The organism is Candidatus Regiella endosymbiont of Tuberolachnus salignus, from assembly GCF_964020115.1.
Taxonomy (GTDB): domain Bacteria; phylum Pseudomonadota; class Gammaproteobacteria; order Enterobacterales; family Enterobacteriaceae; genus Regiella; species Regiella insecticola.
Map to the genome: position 1 here is coordinate 1,840,620 of NZ_OZ026542.1, position 21,239 is coordinate 1,861,858.

Annotated in this window: 22 protein-coding genes, 1 other RNA gene and 1 pseudogene; 14 read left to right on the forward strand and 10 right to left on the reverse strand. The window is 41.2% G+C overall.

The genetic code is table 11. The features are described 5' to 3' along the window. Positions 1 to 161 precede the first annotated feature (161 nt). Entirely contained in the window at positions 162 to 1,067 is a 906-nt protein-coding gene (locus AACL30_RS09425; RefSeq protein ID WP_339056465.1) for a TIGR01777 family oxidoreductase, read from the reverse strand. 235 nt (positions 1,068 to 1,302) lie between these two features. On the opposite strand from AACL30_RS09425, the gene AACL30_RS09430 reads away from it, so the two are divergent. Then, positions 1,303 to 1,548, forward strand: coding sequence for a hypothetical protein (locus AACL30_RS09430; protein ID WP_339056466.1), 246 nt, complete (start codon positions 1,303 to 1,305; stop codon positions 1,546 to 1,548). A 190-nt stretch (positions 1,549 to 1,738) separates the two neighbouring features. Further along, positions 1,739 to 2,890, forward strand: coding sequence for a hypothetical protein (locus AACL30_RS09435; protein ID WP_339056467.1), 1,152 nt, complete (start codon positions 1,739 to 1,741; stop codon positions 2,888 to 2,890). Here the strand turns inward: AACL30_RS09435 and AACL30_RS09440 are convergent. Next, entirely contained in the window at positions 2,887 to 4,200 is a 1,314-nt protein-coding gene (locus AACL30_RS09440; protein ID WP_339056468.1) for a cytosine permease, read from the reverse strand. The genes AACL30_RS09435 and AACL30_RS09440 overlap by 4 nt on opposite strands. Before the next feature lie 326 nt (positions 4,201 to 4,526). Between AACL30_RS09440 and AACL30_RS09445 the strand changes: the two genes are divergently transcribed. From AACL30_RS09445 to AACL30_RS09455, 3 genes are all read left to right on the forward strand, one after another. Continuing rightward, positions 4,527 to 4,787, forward strand: coding sequence for a hypothetical protein (locus AACL30_RS09445; protein WP_339056469.1), 261 nt, complete (start codon positions 4,527 to 4,529; stop codon positions 4,785 to 4,787). Further along, on the forward strand, positions 4,723 to 5,613 hold the full coding sequence (locus AACL30_RS09450) for a PAS domain-containing protein (RefSeq protein ID WP_339056470.1): 891 nt from the start codon (positions 4,723 to 4,725) through the stop codon (positions 5,611 to 5,613). Before AACL30_RS09445 ends, AACL30_RS09450 begins: the two co-directional genes overlap by 65 nt. A 93-nt stretch (positions 5,614 to 5,706) precedes the next feature. Beyond that, entirely contained in the window at positions 5,707 to 6,426 is a 720-nt protein-coding gene (locus AACL30_RS09455) for a LuxR family transcriptional regulator (RefSeq protein ID WP_339056471.1), read from the forward strand. A gap of 126 nt (positions 6,427 to 6,552) precedes the next feature. Here AACL30_RS09455 and panF read toward each other — a convergent pair whose 3' ends face one another. From panF to aroQ, 5 genes are all read right to left on the reverse strand, one after another. Beyond that, positions 6,553 to 7,989, reverse strand: coding sequence for a sodium/pantothenate symporter (gene panF / locus AACL30_RS09460; RefSeq protein ID WP_339056472.1), 1,437 nt, complete (start codon positions 7,987 to 7,989; stop codon positions 6,553 to 6,555). Continuing rightward, positions 7,979 to 8,221, reverse strand: a complete 243-nt coding sequence (locus AACL30_RS09465) for a YhdT family protein (protein WP_006707829.1) — start codon at positions 8,219 to 8,221, stop codon at positions 7,979 to 7,981. Before AACL30_RS09465 ends, panF begins: the two co-directional genes overlap by 11 nt. A 362-nt stretch (positions 8,222 to 8,583) precedes the next feature. Beyond that, positions 8,584 to 9,933, reverse strand: coding sequence for an acetyl-CoA carboxylase biotin carboxylase subunit (accC, locus tag AACL30_RS09470; protein WP_339058440.1), 1,350 nt, complete (start codon positions 9,931 to 9,933; stop codon positions 8,584 to 8,586). Positions 9,934 to 9,958: 25 nt separating this feature from the next. Further along, positions 9,959 to 10,414: an acetyl-CoA carboxylase biotin carboxyl carrier protein gene (gene accB, locus AACL30_RS09475; RefSeq protein ID WP_339056473.1), complete on the reverse strand. Its 456-nt coding sequence runs from the start codon at positions 10,412 to 10,414 to the stop codon at positions 9,959 to 9,961. A gap of 21 nt (positions 10,415 to 10,435) precedes the next feature. After that, a complete protein-coding gene (gene aroQ, locus AACL30_RS09480) occupies positions 10,436 to 10,897 on the reverse strand; it encodes a type II 3-dehydroquinate dehydratase (RefSeq protein WP_339056474.1) in 462 nt (153 codons plus the stop codon). Positions 10,898 to 11,444: 547 nt separating this feature from the next. On the opposite strand from aroQ, the gene ffs reads away from it, so the two are divergent. After that, positions 11,445 to 11,541: signal recognition particle sRNA small type (gene ffs / locus AACL30_RS09485), an RNA gene on the forward strand. A gap of 108 nt (positions 11,542 to 11,649) precedes the next feature. Here the strand turns inward: ffs and feoA are convergent. Further along, complete coding sequence (gene feoA / locus AACL30_RS09490) at positions 11,650 to 11,874, reverse strand: ferrous iron transporter A (RefSeq protein WP_006704934.1); 225 nt, start codon at positions 11,872 to 11,874, stop codon at positions 11,650 to 11,652. Between the two features lie 349 nt (positions 11,875 to 12,223). Here feoA and AACL30_RS09495 point away from each other — a divergent pair, with 349 nt between their 5' ends. From AACL30_RS09495 to queF, 4 genes are all read left to right on the forward strand, one after another. Further along, complete coding sequence (locus AACL30_RS09495; RefSeq protein WP_339056475.1) at positions 12,224 to 12,472, forward strand: GrxA family glutaredoxin; 249 nt, start codon at positions 12,224 to 12,226, stop codon at positions 12,470 to 12,472. Positions 12,473 to 12,728: 256 nt separating this feature from the next. Beyond that, on the forward strand, positions 12,729 to 13,919 hold the full coding sequence (locus AACL30_RS09500) for an amino acid aminotransferase (RefSeq protein ID WP_339058441.1): 1,191 nt from the start codon (positions 12,729 to 12,731) through the stop codon (positions 13,917 to 13,919). A gap of 127 nt (positions 13,920 to 14,046) precedes the next feature. After that, positions 14,047 to 14,628, forward strand: a complete 582-nt coding sequence (traF, locus tag AACL30_RS09505) for a conjugative transfer signal peptidase TraF (protein ID WP_339056476.1) — start codon at positions 14,047 to 14,049, stop codon at positions 14,626 to 14,628. 129 nt (positions 14,629 to 14,757) lie between these two features. Then, complete coding sequence (gene queF / locus AACL30_RS09510; RefSeq protein ID WP_339056477.1) at positions 14,758 to 15,597, forward strand: NADPH-dependent 7-cyano-7-deazaguanine reductase QueF; 840 nt, start codon at positions 14,758 to 14,760, stop codon at positions 15,595 to 15,597. Between the two features lie 195 nt (positions 15,598 to 15,792). Here queF and AACL30_RS09515 read toward each other — a convergent pair. Both AACL30_RS09515 and rhlB read right to left on the reverse strand, forming a co-directional pair. Beyond that, positions 15,793 to 16,692 (reverse strand): annotated as a pseudogene (locus AACL30_RS09515) (guanosine polyphosphate pyrophosphohydrolase); the annotation flags it as partial. A gap of 6 nt (positions 16,693 to 16,698) precedes the next feature. Next, a complete protein-coding gene (gene rhlB / locus AACL30_RS09520; RefSeq protein WP_339056478.1) occupies positions 16,699 to 17,994 on the reverse strand; it encodes an ATP-dependent RNA helicase RhlB in 1,296 nt (431 codons plus the stop codon). A gap of 118 nt (positions 17,995 to 18,112) precedes the next feature. Between rhlB and trxA the strand changes: the two genes are divergently transcribed. The 4 genes from trxA to AACL30_RS09540 all read left to right on the forward strand — a co-directional run bounded on the left by trxA (position 18,113) and on the right by AACL30_RS09540 (position 21,227). Next, positions 18,113 to 18,439 carry a thioredoxin TrxA gene (trxA, locus tag AACL30_RS09525; RefSeq protein WP_339056479.1) on the forward strand — a complete coding sequence of 109 codons (327 nt, stop codon included), beginning with the start codon at positions 18,113 to 18,115 and terminating at the stop codon, positions 18,437 to 18,439. Positions 18,440 to 18,835: 396 nt separating this feature from the next. After that, a complete protein-coding gene (locus AACL30_RS09530) occupies positions 18,836 to 18,976 on the forward strand; it encodes a hypothetical protein (protein WP_339056480.1) in 141 nt (46 codons plus the stop codon). Between the two features lie 13 nt (positions 18,977 to 18,989). Further along, entirely contained in the window at positions 18,990 to 20,249 is a 1,260-nt protein-coding gene (rho, locus tag AACL30_RS09535) for a transcription termination factor Rho (protein ID WP_339056481.1), read from the forward strand. 585 nt (positions 20,250 to 20,834) lie between these two features. Then, positions 20,835 to 21,227, forward strand: a complete 393-nt coding sequence (locus AACL30_RS09540; protein WP_339056482.1) for a hypothetical protein — start codon at positions 20,835 to 20,837, stop codon at positions 21,225 to 21,227. Positions 21,228 to 21,239: the final 12 nt, after the last annotated feature.

A 21,239-nucleotide genomic window follows, 5' to 3' on the forward strand; every position in this document is an offset into this window, starting at 1 on the left:
TATTTTTATCTTTTTTATATTTCATTATATTTAAAATATTATCGCTATTTACCGTGATTTATACTCACTGTTATATAGCCGAATCAGTTTAATTTGATTCAAGGCGGAGGAGCGCAGACAGTACAAACAGTACGGCAAGTGACGACAACACTTAAATCAAATTAAACTGATTTGGCTATACATTCCCGCAAAGCGTCTTCCAAATCACCATAGCGAAAGCAAAAACCGGCGTCTTGCAAACGTTTGGGAACAGCCCGCTGGCCTCCCAACACCAACACAGCAGATTCTCCCATCAAGAGGCGGATAAGACTAGCAGGAGCGCGTAAAAAGGCAGGACGGCGCAAAACGCTAGCCAGTATGGCACTGAATTGCTCGTTACGCAGGGGTGAAGGGGAAACCATATTGTAGGCTCCCTGTAGAGCGTCATGCGTCAGCAGATAATCAATTGCATTCACCATGTCATCAATATGGATCCACGGAAAATATTGATAGCCTTCTCCCATCGAGCCACCTAAACCAAGACGGAATAAAGGCAGCATTTTAGCCAATGCTCCCCCTTTTGCGGCCAATACCACACCGGTACGTAACAGGCAGACGCGAGTTTGATCACTTGCCGCCGTTAATGCCAATTGTTCCCAGCGCGCGCACAGTTGATGGGTAAATTCATCCTGGGGCGATATTTCTTCAGTGACCATTTCCTGCTTTTTATCGCCGTAGAACCCGACAGCCGAGCCAGAGATAAATACGCTCGGGGGATGACTGCTGGCATTGATCAGCGTCGCTAATTGTTCAGTTATCTGCCAACGGCTTTGACATAAGCGCTCTTTTTGTTGAGCCGTCCAGCGTTTATCAGCAATAGGCTCACCCGCTAAATTGATGACCGCATCCACATTATTGAGATGTTGTTGATCGCTTAATGTTGACCAACAAGTGACTTTCTGGCCAAGTAGATCAAATGCTTTGCGTGGAGAGCGGCTCAATACGGTTATTTGGTGAGAAAGAGACAGAAGCTTTTGGGTAACAGCACGACCAATTAAACCGGTTGCGCCGGTTATCAAAATATGCATAAAGAACCTCTGTTTTATTGATCAGTCGGATACAAAATCTGTTGGCAGAAAAAGTGGTTACTATCGATCCTTGATTCAGGACTGTGTAAAGCTTAAAAACTATTCTTTATTTAAAAGCAAGAGTAAACAATACTTAATATTAAAAGGTATCAGAATAGGATGGTGATGCCTTGTAATCAGAGCAGTAGTCTTGAAGGAGCATAAAATATGTTGTCTCTATACGAGGAGTAAATTTATGAAAAAATATCATTTTTTAACATTATTACCTCTTTTACTGTTACCTCTGTCTGCTGTAGCGCAAACGGAACCGCCTAGCCGTTATCATGATTATGAAAAGCTTTTGAAGCCTCATCAAATACAACCAGATAATCCACGAGAGCCGCATACCACTATAGAAAAAGCAAGCCGTAGGGAACAACGTTCCCAACCTGGTCTCCGAGCGGACTATTGTGGTAACCACAGTTACTGTGGCTGGTCATAAATAATATAATTTATTAATCATTTATAACGGGCGCGGTTGTAAAGCAAGTGCGCCCACTTAACCCTGTCTGCTCTCCCACCATTCCGCTGTTTTAACCGCTAAGTGTTCATTACTCCTTGCTCGGTGACATTTCCACTTCTACGCTTTTAGATGAAAATTTATTCAGTTGTTAAGAAAAAAGGGAAAAATCATGATACCTCTCGCTAGCATTTTACCTTCAGTTGCGCCTTTGACGATTGTAGATGAACCCGCCTCCGCCCCATCGTCAGCAAAACCATTAGAGCAATATGCTCAAAAACTATTAGCAGATAATAAAGTGGCTTTTCCTTTTGGTAGTACTAATCAAGGTAATAACAGAACTAGCCTTGATCAGTTTAATTTTATTTTAGATAAGTTATTAGAATTGATAAAAAATGATAAGCTTTTTGATGGAAAAATAAAAAAATTAAAATTATCTAAACAAGATCAACTTCCATTAAAAAAGGCAAGGGATGAAGTAATAAAGGAATTAAAGAATATTGGTATTAAAAATATACAAACAGAAGAAGGCTCTGTTTTAAAAGAAGCCTGGGGAAGATCTTGTGTCGAAAATAAAAGTTTTAATTTAATCTTTAGGTTAATGACGCTATATCCTGGTAACTCAATCAAAAGTTCATATGAAATCGTGGCTGGAGAAAATTGGCTTGAAAATTGGCATCAGCACTTTCTGCCTAGTTTGGCTGGATTTTCACTTAAGCATTCAAGAGCACAGCTAGATTGTCTTGTAAATCGAATTCCTGATCTTTTTGAAAAAAATAAAAAATATAGCGAATTATGTAAAAATGGCGTTAATGATAATACTGATGAGGATACAAAAAACTGCTTCTTGTTTCATACCTATATGGATATTAAGCATGCACTACCCTATGGGCAGGCTAATTGTGCTTTGATGGCGGATTTGGCTTTTTTACGCGCCATCGACTCTCCACTTACAGTGACCTATATTCGTTTTCAATCACCAGAATATGAAGAAATTAATGCCATTGCATTAGGAAACTTCCCTGAGGTGGGCAGTTTAATTGTCAACCCTTGGTCAAATGAAATATTTACCTGGCAAGGCAGCGTAAAAGATACCCCTGAGGTCGCCGCTTATGCTGAGTGCAAAACAATTTTTAGCAATGCCCCCGGCCAGTTAAGAAACTCTTTTTTAACCATGCCAGAACACACTGAGTTTACAAGATATTTTTCCGCAGACGCTCATACAGAAATGAGATTAGGTATTGACAATCAGCGGGCAGAGATAGAAGCGATGGATCGACTATTTCAAGCAACCGCTGCGGATTTTTATAAAGCTACAGCTTAGGCTGTATCCTTCTTACCCATACTGCTTGCGCTATAGGATAGCGCGGAGCAAATAACCCAATAAACCACACTGGCGGTCATTAACGAATTAAAAGACGGCACACCCCAATCGATCATAAGACCAACAGTAGCCCCCGCTATGCTCGCGATGATAGCATTCCAGCCAATTAAAGGGGCTTCTTTAGGCAGCTGCTGTATCTTACGTGTCACATCTAGCACGTGACGACTGGCGCGTAACACGTAATAATCCACCAGCATCACGCCCGCTACCGGAGGAAAAATCACACCAAGCAACAGCAGAAAATCAGTGAAATTATCTAAAATCCCCATCACAGAAAGCCCTGTGCCTATGGTGCCTAAAACAAGGGTGATCCAGGTACGACTCCATTTTTTTCCGCTTACCCCTTCTATCACATTTGCCGAGGCTAGAGAGGCAGAATACAGGCAAACATCATTGATTTTCACGGTAGCAAGGATAACGGTAAGGAGTCCGAGCCATCCCGATGTTTGTGTCATGATCGTCACCACATCGTCAGTATTGAGGGTATGAGCAATAAAAATAGCGATACTATTGACAATAAATTCACCGATCAGAATACAAATCATTGTCATCCACACCACATGCCAACTATTTTTACAGTAGCGACTAATATCTGGTGTCATCAACGCGCCAACAATATATCCTCCTGCCACAATGGTCGCTCCCGCACCAATCGTCATCGCCTCGCCAGTAGGCACAAAAGAAAATAATTCGCTGATAGAATAACCCGACAGTAGCGTTAAAGAAATCCAGCCGATCGCTAAAAAAAACAGGGGAACGGCGATTTTTGCCGTCCAACTCAAGGCTTTAAATCCAAATGCGACCAAGATGGTAAATAATATCCCTGAAATCGCGGCTGCCCAAGCAAAGCCTAGCCATCCTCCTAAAGCGTGATCCACACTATTGGCCAACACGGCGTTCAATATACCAAACCATCCCAGTAAACTTATCATGATCCCGGCACCAATAATGACTGAGCCTAACCGCCCGAATCCACACCATCGCGCTAATAAGCTGGTAGAAAGCCCTTCACGCGCCCCCGCAATACCCAGCCCAAGGCTAACAAACTCTAAGATTAAACTTCCTAGAAATGTGGCCAGCATCGCCTGATTAAAGGTCATTGCGTGGCCCAAGGTGGCACCTAACATAAATTGAGCCAAGGTTGTGATGGCACCGACACGAACCAATGTCACGCTGAGTAAACTTGACCGGGCATTCAAGGGGATACGGCTAAGCGAATAATCATCACCAATAGGCATCATCTTGTTCATTAAGCATTCTCCTTTCTGTTTAAAAATTAAGATCCCCTTCACCTTTGAAGCCGCCGAGCTGTTGGCTGCAAGCTCTCGCCCTCATGGTATGTCTACGCTCATCAGTCGGTCGCCCTGGGAGCCGAAGGCAACTTCAAAGGCAAAGGGGATATTGCTCATCAATGTAAAATATATGTAAAAGAGCAGGCATTACTTTCACTATAGGTGTTAAATAGGTTTTACTTTAAAAGTCACTTAGCGATTAATCGTAAACACCCATATGAAATCTTCTTGAACTACGCTCAACTTGATGAAAAAATGAGCTAAAACGCCCTGCTATTTATGACATGAAAGAGCGTTTTAGTTTTGTTGATGAAAGTATTAGCGAGTACAAGCGATTTCGACAAGTTTTATACCCTTCGTCTTTGAAGTTGCCGCTAGACGGCCAGGGCGACCGACCGATGAGCGTAGACACACTACCTGATGAGGCGAACACCCGCAGCCAACAACACAGCGGCTTCAAAGACGAAGGGTATATACCCAATGAATTTCGAGTTACGGCAAGGCGGCAAGGGTGTGAGACCGATGAGCGTAGACATACTACGTGATTCGGCGAGCACCCGCAGCCAACGCCGCCGTAACTTGAAAGACGAAGGGTATAAAGAATATTTTCTAGGAGGTTATATGTCTAAGGCTGCTTTATCATTTCTACCTGAAGAAGTTCCAGCGCCACTTGTTTCATCGTGGGAAGATAGCGGTGATCCTTGGGGATTCAAAGATCATAATGCACGTTATTTGTATGCAAATGCTTCTTTCTTTGATTTATTGAATTTGCCATTAGAATCTAATATCGAAAAATTACCGGACACTAAGCAATCCGATAGCCATTTTTCTCAATTTTTATCTCAATTTACTGAGCAAGAACAACAAGCGAAAAAAACCAAGAGAAAAGTATCTTCAATTGAAACCTATTGTTTTGGTCGAGAAGAAAAAATACAACCTTATCTTTTTGATAAGTTTCCATTGTTAAATGCTAAAAAAGAATATATCGGTATTATCTTTCACGGGAAAAAAATGGATTTTTTCACTGGTGAACAATACCGTAACCACGAATCTCCGGTTAATTTCCTGGTTGAAAAACCAGATGATTTTTTAACAGATCAGGAATTTGCAGTGCTTTTTTATCTTTGTGAAGACGCCAATGATGCGGTCATCGCTGAAGCATTATCACTCTCTGAAGAAGAGGTCGCACAGCACCGAAAAACTATTTATCAAAAGGCGCAAGCCGAGTCTCTAGCAAGCTTGAATGATTTTTGTAAAAAAAGGGGATATCAGGGTTACGTCCCACAAAAATTATTACGACCCAGTTCTGTCATAATTCCCTTTACTGAATGGGACTTAAATGATCTAGACTCGGGAAACGCTCAAAATTAATACAAAACATTACTCAGAAGCTCTTGCAATATCGACTTGTAGCAAGTACTTTTTACAAGTAGGCGATGGCAGACAAGATAGAGGAATAAGATCATGGTAAATACAATAGACCACGAAAAAACCATTGATTCTCAATGTATAAAGACAGAATCTTTGGGTTCACTTATCTCTTTTATGGAAAATAATGAAGAGCCTTGGGGAGTGAAGGATTGTAGCTCTCGCTTTGTGTATGCAAATAAATCGACGCTGAGATTTAGTGGATTACCTAGCAATTTTAAGATGGAAAATAAATTAGACAGTGAATGCTCGGGAGCTTCTTGGGCGGATTTCGAAGCTGACTTGCAAAAGCAAGATCGAGAGGTGGAGAAAAACAAAAAACGCGGTGCGATGATTCAAACTAACTTATGGGGAAGGGAGCACACCCTTTGCGAAAAATTTCCCCTCTTTAACAACGACAAGCAGTGTATTGGCACCGTATACCATGTAAGAAAGTTCAATTTTGTTTCTTTATATGAACTGTTTAACGACAGAATACCGCCAGTGCTAACTACAACGCCACCGGACAATAAATTTAAATTTACTGAAAAAGAACTTGAAATCATTTTCTGCTTGCTACATACCCATATGAGTGCGAAGGAAATAGGGAAAAAATTAAATCTTTCTCACCGCACAGTAGAAAATAAACTGCAAGTGCTATACAAGCAAAAAGCAGGCGTTAATTCATCAAATCAATTAAGAGAATTTTGCAGAGCAGAAGGTTTTGATCAGTATATCCCCGCCAGATTTTTTAAAGCTGGAGTGCAATTCATTTAAGTCGCTGCTCTAATTTTAGCGACAGAGCATACCGTACTGACCTTGTAAGGTTCCCCCTCTGTACTAAAAATCAGTCATCACCGATGATCCTCCGCTGAATTTAGTCGGGGAGAATGTCAAGTCTGATTAGGGGGTAACGGTCTGCTTTCTATCACCAAACTGGTTACCGATATAAAAAGCCAACAGATTAAACGCCAACGAAGGGACAATCGGATGAAAACCGCCAAGATGGATATTAAAGCTAACCAGTAATGTATAACACATCCCACCCGTCATCATCGAACTAATGGCACCATATGCGTTGGCTTTCTCCCAATATAACCCTAGTAATAATGGCCATAAAAAGATGACCTCAAGACCTCCTAGCGCCAGTAGATTAAGCCAGATAATCATCTCTGGTGGATACCAAGCCGTTAAGAGTAATAACAGGCCTAAGATGAGTGTCGACAAACTAGAAATATAGGTGAGTTTTCGCTCATTTTTAATTTGATCAGGCTGTAGATTAAGGTACAGATCTTTGACAATCGTTGCAGATGATTGTAACAACTGGGCATTGATCGTCGACATAATTGCGGCGAGTGGTGCCGCTAGAAATATTCCAGCAGCAAATGATGGCAGCACCATGATCATTAACGTTGGAATAACTTGATCTGGGATCTTAAGATCAGGTAAGACAGCACGGCCTAATACTCCCGCCAGATGCATTCCCAACATTAATATCGCCACAACAATAGTGCCAAGGATCATCCCTTGATGCACCGCTTTGCTATCTTTATAAGCGATACAGCGTACTGCCGTAGGAGGCAAACCAATCAAGCCAAAACAGACCAACACCCAGAAAGAAGCCATGAAAGGCAAATCTAAGCGCTGCTCACTCCCTTGTGGTGAAATCAGATTGGGATCGATATCTACCAATTTTTCGATTGCTTGCGTTAATCCCCCAGCGGCATAGACTACGGCAATAAGAAGTAAAATAGTGCCGATTAACATCACCAACCCCTGTAACGCATCGTTTAATACGCTAGCACGGAAGCCACCGAAAGCGGTATACAGAATAGTACTAAGACCAAAAATCAGTAGTCCAGCGTCATACGGGATACCCGCCGCGATTTCCAATAAACGCGCCCCACCGATAAATTGTGCTGTCATCGCACCAATCAAAGCCATTAGTAAACTGATACTGGCTAACCAAACCAGTAAACGGCTTTGATAACGGGCATACAATATATCGTTCAATGTGACAGCGTTATAACGACGTGCCAAAATAGCCAGTTTTTTGCCCAATACGCCTAAAGATAACCAGACTACTGGCAGTTGGATCATCGACAATAATACCCAACCTAATCCATATTTATATGCCGCCCCTGGCCCGCCGATAAACGAACTAGCGCCAATATAGGTGGTGGTTAATGTCATCGCTAACAAAAACCCCCCCATAGAACGATTGCCGACAAAATATTCGTTAAGAAAACTTCCAGTTCGCGGACGAGTATAAGAATAAAAAGATAAAGCGAAAATTAAGATAAGATAGGCGCATAACGGTAAAACCACATTAATCTGCATCGGGCTCTTCCAACGACATATCACGAAAAATCAGTCGCACCATCAACCAACAAAGGAAAATAAAGAGTAATGGCAGGAAAATACAGGCTATTTCAAACCACAAAGGCAGTCTAGTTACCCCAAGGGCATTGCCAGGTAGGTAAGCGCTTATTATCCATCCTGCTAGGTACAGCAGTGTTAAGCCTAAAGACCATCGTGCCTCTTTGTGAATTTGAATGAATCTTTTATTCATTATTGCTTTCATCATTTTCCGAAAGGGGGATCCCATCGACCTAAGTCGGGGAGAAATGAAGAGGATGTCAATATAACCACATCAGTCTAATTTGATTTTATGTTGTCGTCGCCTGCCGTACTATTTGTACTGTCTGTGCTCCTCCGCCTTGAATCAAATTAGACTGATGCGGCTATATACCCTTCGCCTTTGATGTTGGCTGCGAGCCTTCGCCCTCATGGTATGTCGACGCTCATCGAGTCTCACGCCCTGCCTGGCAGCCGAAGGCAACTTCAAAGACAAAGGGTATAACATTGATGTATCAACAGTTCCACGAAATTTTGGATAAAAAAAAGCGGCAACTTAAAGAACTGTGAGTATAATTAATTTTCTTGTAATTCTAGTTTTTTTTCCAAATAGTGGATATTGGTACTCCCTTTCTGAAAGCATTCATCATCCATAATTTGTTGATGCAATTCAATATTAGTTTTGATTCCATCAATAATCAGCTCCGTCAATGCATGCTTCATACGTGCAATCGCCGCTTCACGATTTTCACCATAAGTAATCAGTTTTCCAATCATCGAATCATAATAGGGTGGCACAGTGTAATTGGTATAAATATGCGATTCCCAGCGTACACCAAACCCTCCTGGGGCATGGAACCGCGTAATTTTTCCAGGGCTAGGTAGGAAAGTTTTTGCGTCTTCCGCGTTAATACGACATTCAATCGCATGGCCACGAACTACCACATCGTCTTGTTGAATAGAAAGTCGTTGACCTGCCGCAATCCGCAGCTGTTCTTTGATCAGATCAATACCCGTTATCATCTCGGTGACGGGATGTTCAACCTGAATACGTGTATTCATCTCAATAAAATAAAATTCACCATTCTCATACAGAAATTCAAAGGTACCGGCGCCACGGTAGCCAATATCAATGCAGGCTTTGACACAGCATTCACCGATATTAGACCGAATATCATTGCTAAGACCAGGGGCGGGGGCTTCTTCCACCACTTTTTGATGACGGCGCTGCATTGAACAGTCACGTTCAGCGAGATAAAGCGCATTACCTTTACCATCGGCTAAGATTTGAATTTCGATATGGCGAGGATTTTCAAGATATTTTTCCATATAAACCGTATCGTTATTAAAAGCAGCTTTAGCCTCTGTTCGGGTCATATCGATAGCTTTTTCTAAATCTTTAGCATCATGAACTACCCGCATACCTCGTCCCCCCCCTCCCCCGGAGGCTTTAATAAGAACCGGATAGCCTATTTTTTTTGCCACCGCCTGATTTTTTTTGGCATCATTGCCTAATGAACCGTCAGATCCAGGTACACAAGGAACCCCTGCTTTTTTCATGGCGTTGATGGCGGAAACTTTATCGCCCATTAAGCGAATCGTTTCTGCTGTTGGGCCAATAAAAATAAATCCTGAATGCTCTACTTGTTCGGCAAAATCTGCATTTTCAGACAAAAAACCATATCCCGGATGAATAGCAGTGGCACCGGTTATTTCTGCTGCTGCAATAATGGCAGGAATATTCAAATAGCTTTTAACCGAAGGCGCGGAGCCAATGCATACTGTTTCGTCCGCCAATAAAACATGTTTTAGATCACGATCCGCCGTAGAGTGAACTGCCACCGTTTTTATCCCGAGTTCTTTACAAGCTCGCAATATCCGTAAAGCAATTTCTCCCCGGTTAGCGATAATAATTTTTTCAATCATAGGGTTATCAAGCATAGTGGCCTCATTATTCGATGACGACAAGAGGCTGATCGAATTCAATCGGTTGACCGTTTTCTACCAAAATAGCTTTTATCGTACCGGACTTATCTGCTTCAATAAGATTCATCATCTTCATGGCTTCAATAATACATAAAGTATCACCGACAGAAACTTTTTGTCCTATTTCAATGAAAGCTTTGGCTTCTGGGGTTGGTGTACGGTAGAAGGTACCAACCATCGGCGAACGGATAACATGATGATTCAATGCGGGCTCAACGACCGAAGGAACTGTCGTGGTAGCATCAGGTTGTTTTCCCGCCGCTGTGGGGATACAAGGCAGCGGTTGTTGCGTTATTGGATAATGTGATAGGGTTGGTGCACGGTTAATGCGTACTGACTCTTCACCTTCTGAAATTTCTAGCTCTGAAATGCCAGATTCCTCAACCAGTTCGATAAGTTTTTTAATTTTACGAATATCCATGAGAGTAATTCCGTATTTTCTCTATGTCATTTTATTATATTTAGATAAGCGATTGACGGCTGCTTGTAAAGCAAAACTATAGCCATCAGCACCTAACCCACAAATTGTGCCAATTGCAATATCGGAAAAGTACGAATGATGGCGAAAAGGCTCTCTGGCATGCACGTTAGAAAGGTGAATTTCAATAAAAGGAATTCGCACTGCTAATAATGCATCACGCAAAGCGATACTGGTATGCGTGAAAGCGGCCAGATTGATCAAAATAAAATCGATATTTCCTTGTGCCTGATGAATTCTATCGATAAGTTCATGCTCTACGTTCGATTGCAGGCAAGATAATTCGACATTCAATTCTTGCGCTTTTTGTTTCAATCCGCTAATCACTTCTTCCAGCGTGATCGCGGTGTACTTTTCTGGTTCACGCGTCCCAAGCAAATTGAGGTTAGGGCCGTTTATAAGCAAAATATGAAACTTATCCGACATGCTGTATCCAAATGGTGTTTTAAAAGCAGTTACTAAAAGGTCGACAAATTGACGACATCAAAATCGTCCGAGATAACTGATTTGTTACTTTATACTCTAAAAGCCTGTTCCAAATCTTCTTGAGCGACGCTGAATTGAGAAAAAATGAGCGAAAAAGCGCAGTTTACATAAGGAAAATGAGCATTTTGAGCTCATATTTGACGAAGTATCAGCGAGCACAAGAGATTCCAAACAGTCTCTAAGACTGCCATGGCAGCCAGAAGTAAAGTTCAGCATTATAACGATATCGTAGCAATTAGCAGCTAAATACTGCTTTTATCCTCGAAGATATTTTATCCCGCGCAATAAAGTTTGTTTTTTCAGCTACCTACTAATTTGATTCAAGGCGGAGGGGTACAGACAGTAAAAATAGTAAGGCAAGCGACGACAACACAGAACCAAGTGAAAATGATTTAGCTACAACACCAATGCAGCTCTTGCTATTTGTTCAAGCATAGTGAATAATGCCGCCCGCTCCGAAACATAAAGGGGCATTCAATGGTGGCTCTGTTGGTTCTCTCGCAGTACTAACTTGTGAATTCGGTCAGATCCGGAAGGAAGCAGCCGTAGCAGGCGATGTATGTGCCGGGATGTAGCTTTCAGAGCCACCACCAAAATATACATTTTATCCTCCCTTAATATTCCCTAGATTTTTCTTCTCACATAGCTTTTTTGCACATGCTTTCCTCGTTCAAGAAGATTTTGAACAGGCGCTAAGAATGCGCTTCTAACCTCAAAAAATTCAAATCCTTTTTGCGTAATAATAAGCTAACGCCTCGAATTTGAATTTGAACAGGATCTCCAAAGGGCGCCAAACGAATCACTTGAAATGATGCGCCAGGTAACATGCCTAAAGAAAGTAATTTTTGCCGGTAGGTAGGTAGGATCTCGGGAAAAAAATGAATTATTTTATAATATTGCTGAGGAACAAACCGCATATGACCTCTGTATCGCATAACCAAAAATTACTAAATAATAATGAGAATATTTATTATTCTAATTTACTTTAAGATAAAAATAAACAATAAAACCGTTAGTACATACTATTTGCAAATGTATTGTGAAGCTTTTACGATGTTTATGCTCTTCGCTTTTGAAGCTGCCGCGTGTTGGCTGCACGTTCATCGGTTTCCCCTCTGGCCGCCTAGCGGCAATTTGCAGGACTATGGGTATAAACATCGTAAAAGCTTCAAAAGACAATCTAAATAGAGAGGAATGCTGAACGGGTTTCGATCACTTTTCGCTCTTCTATTTTTTAATTTAAAATTAAATGACTAGGTATAAAAAATGCATACTGTAATTTTTGGACGTTCTGGATGTCCCTATTGTGTCCGTGCAAAACAATTGGCAGAAACACTGGCGGCTAAACGCGACGATTTTACTTTTCGCTACATAGACATTAATGAAGAAAATATTAGCAAAGCAGACCTAGAAAAAAGTGTTGGCCAACCGGTTAAAACTGTTCCACAAATTTTCATTGATGAAAAACATATTGGGGGTTGTACCGATTTTGAAGCCTATATCCTTCGTCTTTGAAGTTGCCTTCGACTGCCAAGGTGTGAGGCCGATGAGCGTGGACATACCATGAGGGCTCGCAGCCAACAACGCGGCGGCTTCAAAGGCGAAGAGTATATGTCAAAAAACATCATTTGCATCAACCATGAAAAGGCTAAAAACAGATAGGTTTCACAATATTCATTTCTTTTTTATAACTAATAATTGGCAAAGCCATATACTCAGGTTAATCTGACGGCTCAATCTGTTTAAACCCATTGCTATGGAAATTTCTCTTATGTTTGAAAACATCGAGCTTGCCCCCGCTGATCCCATTTTAGGCCTTGCTGAGCAATTTAATAAAGATCCACAGCCAAATAAAATTAACCTCGGCATTGGTGTCTACCAAGACGAAACCGGTAAAACACCGGTGTTATCTAGTGTAAAAAAAGCGGAGCAGTACCTGCTAGAAAATGAAACCAGCAAAAATTATCTTAGCATTGACGGATTACAAAATTTTGCCGGCTGCACACAGGCACTGCTTTTTGGTGAGAGCAGCGACATTATAAAAGAAAAAAGAGCGCGAACTGCACAGACCCCGGGCGGAACTGGCGCGCTGAGGGTTGCCGCTGATTTTATCGCCAAAAAAACCGATGCTAAACGCGTGTGGGTGAGTAATCCCACTTGGCCAAATCATCACAATATTTTTCCCGCCGCCGGATTAGAAGTGGTTGAATACGGCTATTACGATGCACTCAATCACTGTCTGGATTTCGATAAAATAAAAACTGACTTAAGAAACAAGGCGCAAGCCGGTGATGTTGTATTATTCCACGGCTGTTGCCATAACCCAACTGGCATCGATCCGACACTAAAACAATGGCAAGAATTGGCTGAACTCTTGAAGGAAAAAAACCTGTTGCCTTTGTTTGATTTTGCCTATCAAGGCTTCGCAACAGGGCTTGAGGAAGATGCTGAAGGGTTACGAGCTTTTGCAGAAAAGCATGATGAATTAATAGTCTGTAGCTCTTATTCGAAAAATTTTGGCTTATATAATGAACGTGTCGGTGCCTGCACCCTGGTTGCTGCCAGCCCGAAAAATGCGGATAACGCATTTAGTCAGATAAAAGCGACTATTCGTGCGAATTACTCAAATCCACCCGCTCATGGTGCTGCTGTCGTGGCCGCTATCCTCAATGATAAAACGACGTTACGCCCTCTCTGGGAAAAAGAATTGACAGCTATGCGTCAACGTATTAAAGAGATGCGGGATCTGTTCGTTGAGACATTGGAGAAAGAAGGAGCAAATTTCAGTTTCATCAAACAACAGAATGGGATGTTTTCCTACAGTGGTTTAACGGCTAACCAGGTAACACGTTTACGCAAAGAATTTTCTGTTCATGCCGCCTCTTCTGGCCGCATTAACATTGCAGGGATGACGAAAGAAAATATGTCAACGCTGTGTAAAGCCATTGTTGAGGTTCTTTAGTTATAGCCGAATCAGTTTAATTTGATTCAAGGCGGAGGAGCACAGACAGTACAAATAGTACGGCAAGCGACGACAACACTTAAATCAAGTTAAAATGATTTGGCTATAGCTGATTAATAGGTACTCTATGAGAATAATCACGCTAATAGCGGTATTAGCTGTGGTTACCATTGGATTAGGTGGTGCTCTCTTTCTAGCGGGAGGGCGCCTCAATACGAGCAACAGTATGCCGTTGGGTTTGTATTGGATAACTGACAAGCCAATGACAAAAGGCGAATATGTTATTTTTTGCCCCCCATTACAAGCCGCATTTAAAGAAGCAAAGCGGCGCGGTTATATTGGTTTCGGTTTATGCCCTGGTAACTATAGTTATATGATGAAAAAAATTGTCGCTCTCCAAGGTGACAACATTGCGATTACCGCTCAGGGTGTTAGCGTGAACGATACCTTGCTGCCTCATACCACCCCTTTGCCAACCGACAGAGCTGGGCAACCGTTACCACAAATCAGCATAGCATCTTATACCTTAAGTGAATCCGAATTATTACTCATGACGGAGCAAAGCCCTACTTCATTTGATTCACGTTATTTTGGACCTGTTAATAAAACCCAAGTTGTCTCTGTTATACGCCCCGTATTAACGTCTTCAACCTATTGGGGTCAATGGTTTTTAAAAAGATATAATCAATTAAAAAATTATACCCAATGAATTTCGAGTTACGGCAAGGCGGCAATCAAGCGAATCCCAGGAGTATACAAGTAGTACATGACTGGGATGAGAGTGTGCAGCCAACGCCGCCGTAACTTGAAAGGCGAAGGGTATATAAGGAAATAAGAGATGAATAGTAGTCAACACGTTTATTCAAAACATCTTGGTCAAAAATCACAGTATATAGATACATACAACGAAAAATTATTAGTAGCCATACCTCGGTCAGCAGGAAGAAAAGAAATAGGCTTAATCGATGAACAAATACCCTTCACTGGATTTGATTTGTGGACGGCATATGAACTTTCTTGGTTGAATAAAAAAGGAAAACCGCAGGTTGCTATGGCGGAGTTTACTGTACCCGCCACATCCCCAAATTTGATTGAATCCAAATCACTCAAACTTTATTTAAATAGTCTAAACCAATCCCATCTCGATTCTTCAGAGGTTCACCAACATATCTCAAAAGACCTCTCTCACATCGCTGAAGCTGAAGTGAAAGTGACACTATTTGAGGGGATGAAAAATTACAGCAAAAAAATTGATGAGCCTGACTACATTAGCATTGATGAAAGCGATATAGAGGTCAATGACTATAAATTTAATGCTGATCATTTAAAAAATGCAGTGACAGAAAAATCACCTTTTGTTACTGAGCGCCTGACGTCAAATCTTTTAAAATCTAATTGTTTAGTCACCCTGCAACCTGACTGGGCCAGTGTTTTTATAAAATATGAAGGCAAAAAAATAGATAGAGAAAAGTTGCTTCGATATATTATCTCGTTCCGAAAACATAATGAATTTCATGAGCAATGTGTAGAAAGGATATTTTTAGATATAAAAAAATATTGTCATCCACAAAAATTAACGGTTTTTGCCAGATATACACGTCGAGGAGGATTAGATATTAATCCCTTTAGAAGCGATTACGAATCGACATCAGCCATAGGGCGATTAGTCAGACAATAAGTGACTGCTCCCCGCCCTATTGGACAACAGTTTACAGCGAATTTTGCTAAGAGCCTATTCGAAATCTTCTTGAGCGACGCTCAATTGAGGAAAAAATGGGCGAAAAAGCGCAGTTTACATACAGTAAATGAGCATTTTGAGCCCGTTTTTGACGAAGTATCAGCGAGCACAAGAGATTTCGAGCAGGTGCTAACACAGCATCTCGTACAACAGCCCCTCCCGCAGCCCTCCTCCTGAAAGACCCATACTTTCGATATTTAATTCCTGAAAAATAGCGATCAAAATCGACAAACCACTGGGAAAAACACCGGTACGCTCTAACGTCAATCCTGCAATATCCAGATTCTCTATATTGCCGCAGACAATCGCTTTTTGTTTCAATTGCTGTAACCTTTCTAAGGTGATCAATTCGTCCATCCCTTGATTGATCATAATTTCTTGCAATCGTTGAACAATACCAGAAGTCCCAACGCAAATTTGCCAACCATGGTGACGAAAATTCACGCCAACTGGCTGAATAATTTCTCGCGCACTTTGTTCAGCTTGAGCAAAATTTTGGGTTGATAGCACAGCATCGTGAAAATAACGATCCAGCCAAGTAACGCAACCCATGGGCAGACTGACTAGAATATTGGCTTGTGTCCCAATGCCCGCAATCAGTTCGGTACTGCCTCCCCCAATATCAACCACTAAACGCTTTTCCGACCCTATGGTATTTTGTGCCATTCCCTGATAAATGAGTCGTGCTTCTTCCTCACCACTAATCACCTCGATAGAACAATTTAGAATATCACGTGCTCTGGCCAAAAATAGATCCGCATTAGATGCTAACCTTAATGCCGCAGTTGCAACCACACGGATCTGATGACGAGGAATATTTTGTAAAGAGGTAGCAAATAATGTTAAGCATTGCCAACCTCGTTCTAGTGACGCTTGCGATAAGCAATTTTTAGCATCTAGACCTGCTGCTAAGCGTACTTTTTGCTTAATACGGGTTAATGGTTGAAAACTGCCAGCTACCTTACGTACTACCAACATATGAAAACTATTGGATCCCAGGTCGATAACAGCATGGTCTGAGGTAGCATTGGACATCGTATATTATTGACCTGATCGTTTACGGTTGTTACGTAATACATTATTGTCGCTACGTGATACAGATTGGCGGCGCGTACTGACGAGAGTGCGACGGGCACGTGGCAGAGGTTTGGGTTGAGGCAAATCTGTTAACAAGCTATCACTATTATATTTACTGACCGGGATCCGATGACCGATATAGGCTTCAATTGCCGGCAAATTTAGTGCGTATTCTTCACAAGCTAAACTGATTGAATAACCACTTTCTCCCGCCCGCCCAGTACGACCTATGCGGTGAACATAATCTTCACAATCATCAGGTAGGTCATAATTAAAAACATGTGTCACTAATGGAATATGCAACCCACGGGCAGCGACATCCGTCGCAACTAAAATATCTAGATCGCCTTTTGTAAATTCTTCTAAAATACGTTGACGTTTTTTTTGCGCAACATCTCCTGTCAATAGCCCAACTCTATGGCCATCAGCGGCTAAATGACGCCAAATATCTTCACAACGATGCTTAGTATTAGAAAAAATAATACAACGATCTGGCCATTCTTCTTCAATCAGTGTTTGTAATAGCCGCATTTTCTCTTCATTTGAAGGATAAAATAATTCTTCTTGAATACGGTGGCCTGTTTTTTGTAGCGGCTCTACTTCAACATATTGGCCATTATGCATTAGTTCAAATGCAAGCTCATGTACTCGGCAAGACAGGGTGGCGGAAAATAGCATATTCAAGCGTTTATCTGCTGATGGCATACTATGAAAAAGCCAACGTATATCTTTGATAAAACTGATATCACACATACGATCAGCTTCATCTAACACCACAACCTGAATTGCAGCTAAATTAATATAGCCTTGTTTTGCATAATCAATGATACGGCCAGTGGTGCCAATTAGAATATCAACGCCCTTTTCCAGTACCTTAAGTTGTTTATCATAACCATCCCCACCGTAAGCCAGACCTAATTTCAAGCCGCTGGATTGAGATAAAGACACCGCGTCTGCATGAATCTGTAGGGCTAACTCCCGTGTCGGTCCCATAATTAAAGCGCGTGGTTGATTAATCATTTTTCCCTCTTCCACTGGGAAAGAAAGTAAATGATGAAAAGTAGACGCTAAAAACGCGAGCGTCTTTCCAGTACCTGTTTGCGCCTGACCCGCCACATCTTGCCCGGTTAGGGTGATTGGCAACGTTAACGCCTGGATAGGCGTGCAATTATGAAATCCTTCATTTTCAAGAACCTCGATAACCTGTGGGTGCAGGGCGAAGTCGGAAAACTTCTGTTCGGTCAAGTGTGTTTTGCTCATAGTGTGGTAGAATATCAGCTAATTGTTGCTTTAAGAAAGCGTATCCGGTGAAATAAAGTCAATCTTTTCTTGATTAATACTATATCAAACCAGTTGACACAATACTTTGGAGTAGAGTATGAGCAAAAATATAAAGGATCTTGAAGATAAAGCCTTCCAAGTTGATGTGTTAGAGGCCAGTGATCCGGTGTTAGTTGATTTTTGGGCGGAATGGTGCGGTCCATGTAAAACACTTGCTCCAATTTTGGATGAAATTGCTAACGAATATAAAGGGAAGTTAACTGTCGCGAAGTTAAATATAGATGACCAGCAGGAAACAGCTAAAAAATATGGTGTACGCGGCATCCCAACACTATTGTTATTTAAAGACGGGAAGATAGCAGCGAATCAGGTAGGACTTGTATCGAAAACTGACATCAAGAAACTTCTGGATACCCATTTGTAATCGATTTTGACATCATCACAGTCAGATATTTAACGTAAAATATGATTTCTCTCTCGCTGGCAGCTAGACGATTGCAAAGAAGCATGTTAGATTTAGTTCATTCACTGCGCGGCTTATTTCTTTCAAAAACAGAATTAAGCACTGTTCTCGCTGCACAGAATGCATTGATGGCAGAGCGCTCTTCACCTAGCTAATTGTTGCCTGACGATTTAATCAAGTAAAAACTCATCTAAGCGAGTGAAGGTTAATCATATTCGTAGTAGGGTTCCCCGGCTTAAAGGTCGGGGGTGCCGCCAAAGAATCAGTCTAAACATTTAACCTCGAAGCTGCCATTGTCACGCGTGTTTATACCCTTCGCCTTTGAAGCTGCCACTAGGCGGCCAGGGCGTGAGACCGATGAGCGTAGATATACTACGTGATTCGGCGAACACCCGCAGCCAACAACACGGCAGCTTCAAAAGCGAAGGGTATAGCGTGGTTCGCCGACTGCTTTATCACACAATCCAAAACAATACTTCGAGACAATTCCCAATTTAAAGAACCCACCATTATGAATCTTACTGAATTAAAGCACACCTCAGTTGCTGAGTTAATAAAACTTGGCGAAGAAATGGGGCTAGAAAATCTACCTCGTATGCGAAAACAAGACATTATCTTTTCTATCCTTAAACAGCACGCTAAAAGTGGCGAAGATATCTTTGGTGATGGTGTGTTGGAAATATTGCAAGATGGATTTGGTTTTCTCCGTTCAGGAGACAGTTCCTACCTTGCCGGCCCCGACGATATCTATGTTTCTCCTAGCCAAATTCGTCGTTTTAATCTTCGTACTGGCGACACCATTGCCGGTAAAATTAGGCCACCTAAAGAAGGCGAACGTTATTTTGCTCTGTTGAAAGTGGACAAAGTTAATTACGACAAACCAGAAAATGCCCGCAACAAAATACTCTTTGAAAATCTGACGCCTCTACATGCTAATTTGCGGCTAAGGATGGAGCGAGGAAATGGTTCAACGGAAGATTTAACCGCTCGAGTGCTCGATCTTGCTGCACCTATCGGTTGTGGGCAGCGAGGTTTGATTGTAGCTCCACCCAAAGCAGGAAAAACAATGTTATTGCAAAATATTGCCACTAACATTGCCCATAACCATCCCGATTGTGTATTGATGGTACTGTTGATTGATGAACGTCCGGAAGAAGTCACAGAAATGCAACGTTTAGTTAAAGGCGAAGTTATTGCTTCTACCTTTGACGAACCTGCATCTCGTCATGTTCAAGTGGCTGAAATGGTGATTGAAACAGCAAAAAGATTAGTTGAACATAAGAAAGATGTCATCATTTTATTAGACTCAATTACTCGTTTAGCCCGCGCCTATAACACAGTGGTTCCCGCTTCAGGTAAAGTCTTAACGGGTGGTGTCGATGCTAATGCTTTACATCGGCCTAAACGGTTTTTTGGAGCAGCGCGTAACGTTGAAGAAGGCGGTAGTTTGACCATTATCGCTACTGCATTGGTTGATACCGGTTCTAAAATGGATGAAGTCATCTATGAAGAATTTAAGGGTACAGGCAACATGGAACTGCATTTATCACGTAAAATTGCTGAAAAACGTGTATTCCCTGCCATTGATTACAACCGCTCTGGCACAAGAAAAGAAGAACTTCTCACCTCTGTGGAAGAATTACAAAAAATGTGGATACTGCGTAAAATTATCCATCCCATGGGCGAAATTGATGCAATGGAATTTCTTATCAACAAATTGGCTATGACCAAAACTAATGATGAATTTTTCGACATGATGAAACGTTCGTAAATTTCATCATCATAAAAATTAAATAAACACCGCTTACAGAAAAAACGTTTTTGAGTAAGTGTTCGTCGTTAGTCTTAATTGACGGTAATCAGTACGAGATTAAAAAATCTGTGATACTTTCTCAGCGTATTAAACGTCATAACTGTAACTTAAGAGCCTGTTCCAAATCTTTTTGAGCGATGCTCAAACGAGGAAAAAACAGGCGAAAAGGCGCAGTTGCCTTTTTTGTACAAAGCAAGGTAGTAAATGAGCATTTTAAGCTCGTTTTTGATGAAGTATCAGCGAGCACAAGATATTTTGAACAGGCTCTCAAAAAAGAGGTTAAGCGATTAGCTAAAAACAAGGCATGATTTACTATAATGTTTTTGATTCATAATCAATTATTTTATTTTTAAAAGCGTTTTTTGAAAGCGAGCTAAAGCAATACTCCGTATAAAGTCACTTTGTATTTATATGTAAACATGAGTAAGGGTTGTGGTGGTGTTTTGATATTTATTTTTACAAATTGAATATAAAAATTAACACTATATTTTCAACCCAATTAAATAACTACTAGCTCCTATAATCACAACAGAGAACGTTAAAATGTCATCATCTTTTACTGTGCAAAACGATCCTTTACAGGAGGATACAATAATAAAAATCACACCAGGGACAGAAGATCTTCCTATTTCAGGTGAAAATAAACAACCTATATCTTGTTTTTGTAGCACTGAAAAAACAGCCGATAGTGATAATAAAGAAAAGGAAGTACTGCTTGACGCTTTAAACGATCCGCCAACTTTACGCGCGCCTAATCTGGTTATTTCGAAAACCTTCTCAAGTTTGGATAGATATTTCACTAAACTTTTTCATGCTTCAGCTGCAACAGATAATAATTCTGCTTCCATCAATCAGTCGATCCACAATATTTTAGACAGATTTAGCGCCAGAAAACTAACTGCAGAAGATATTCACAGGGTCTTTAGCACACTTTAACATCCTCCCTGG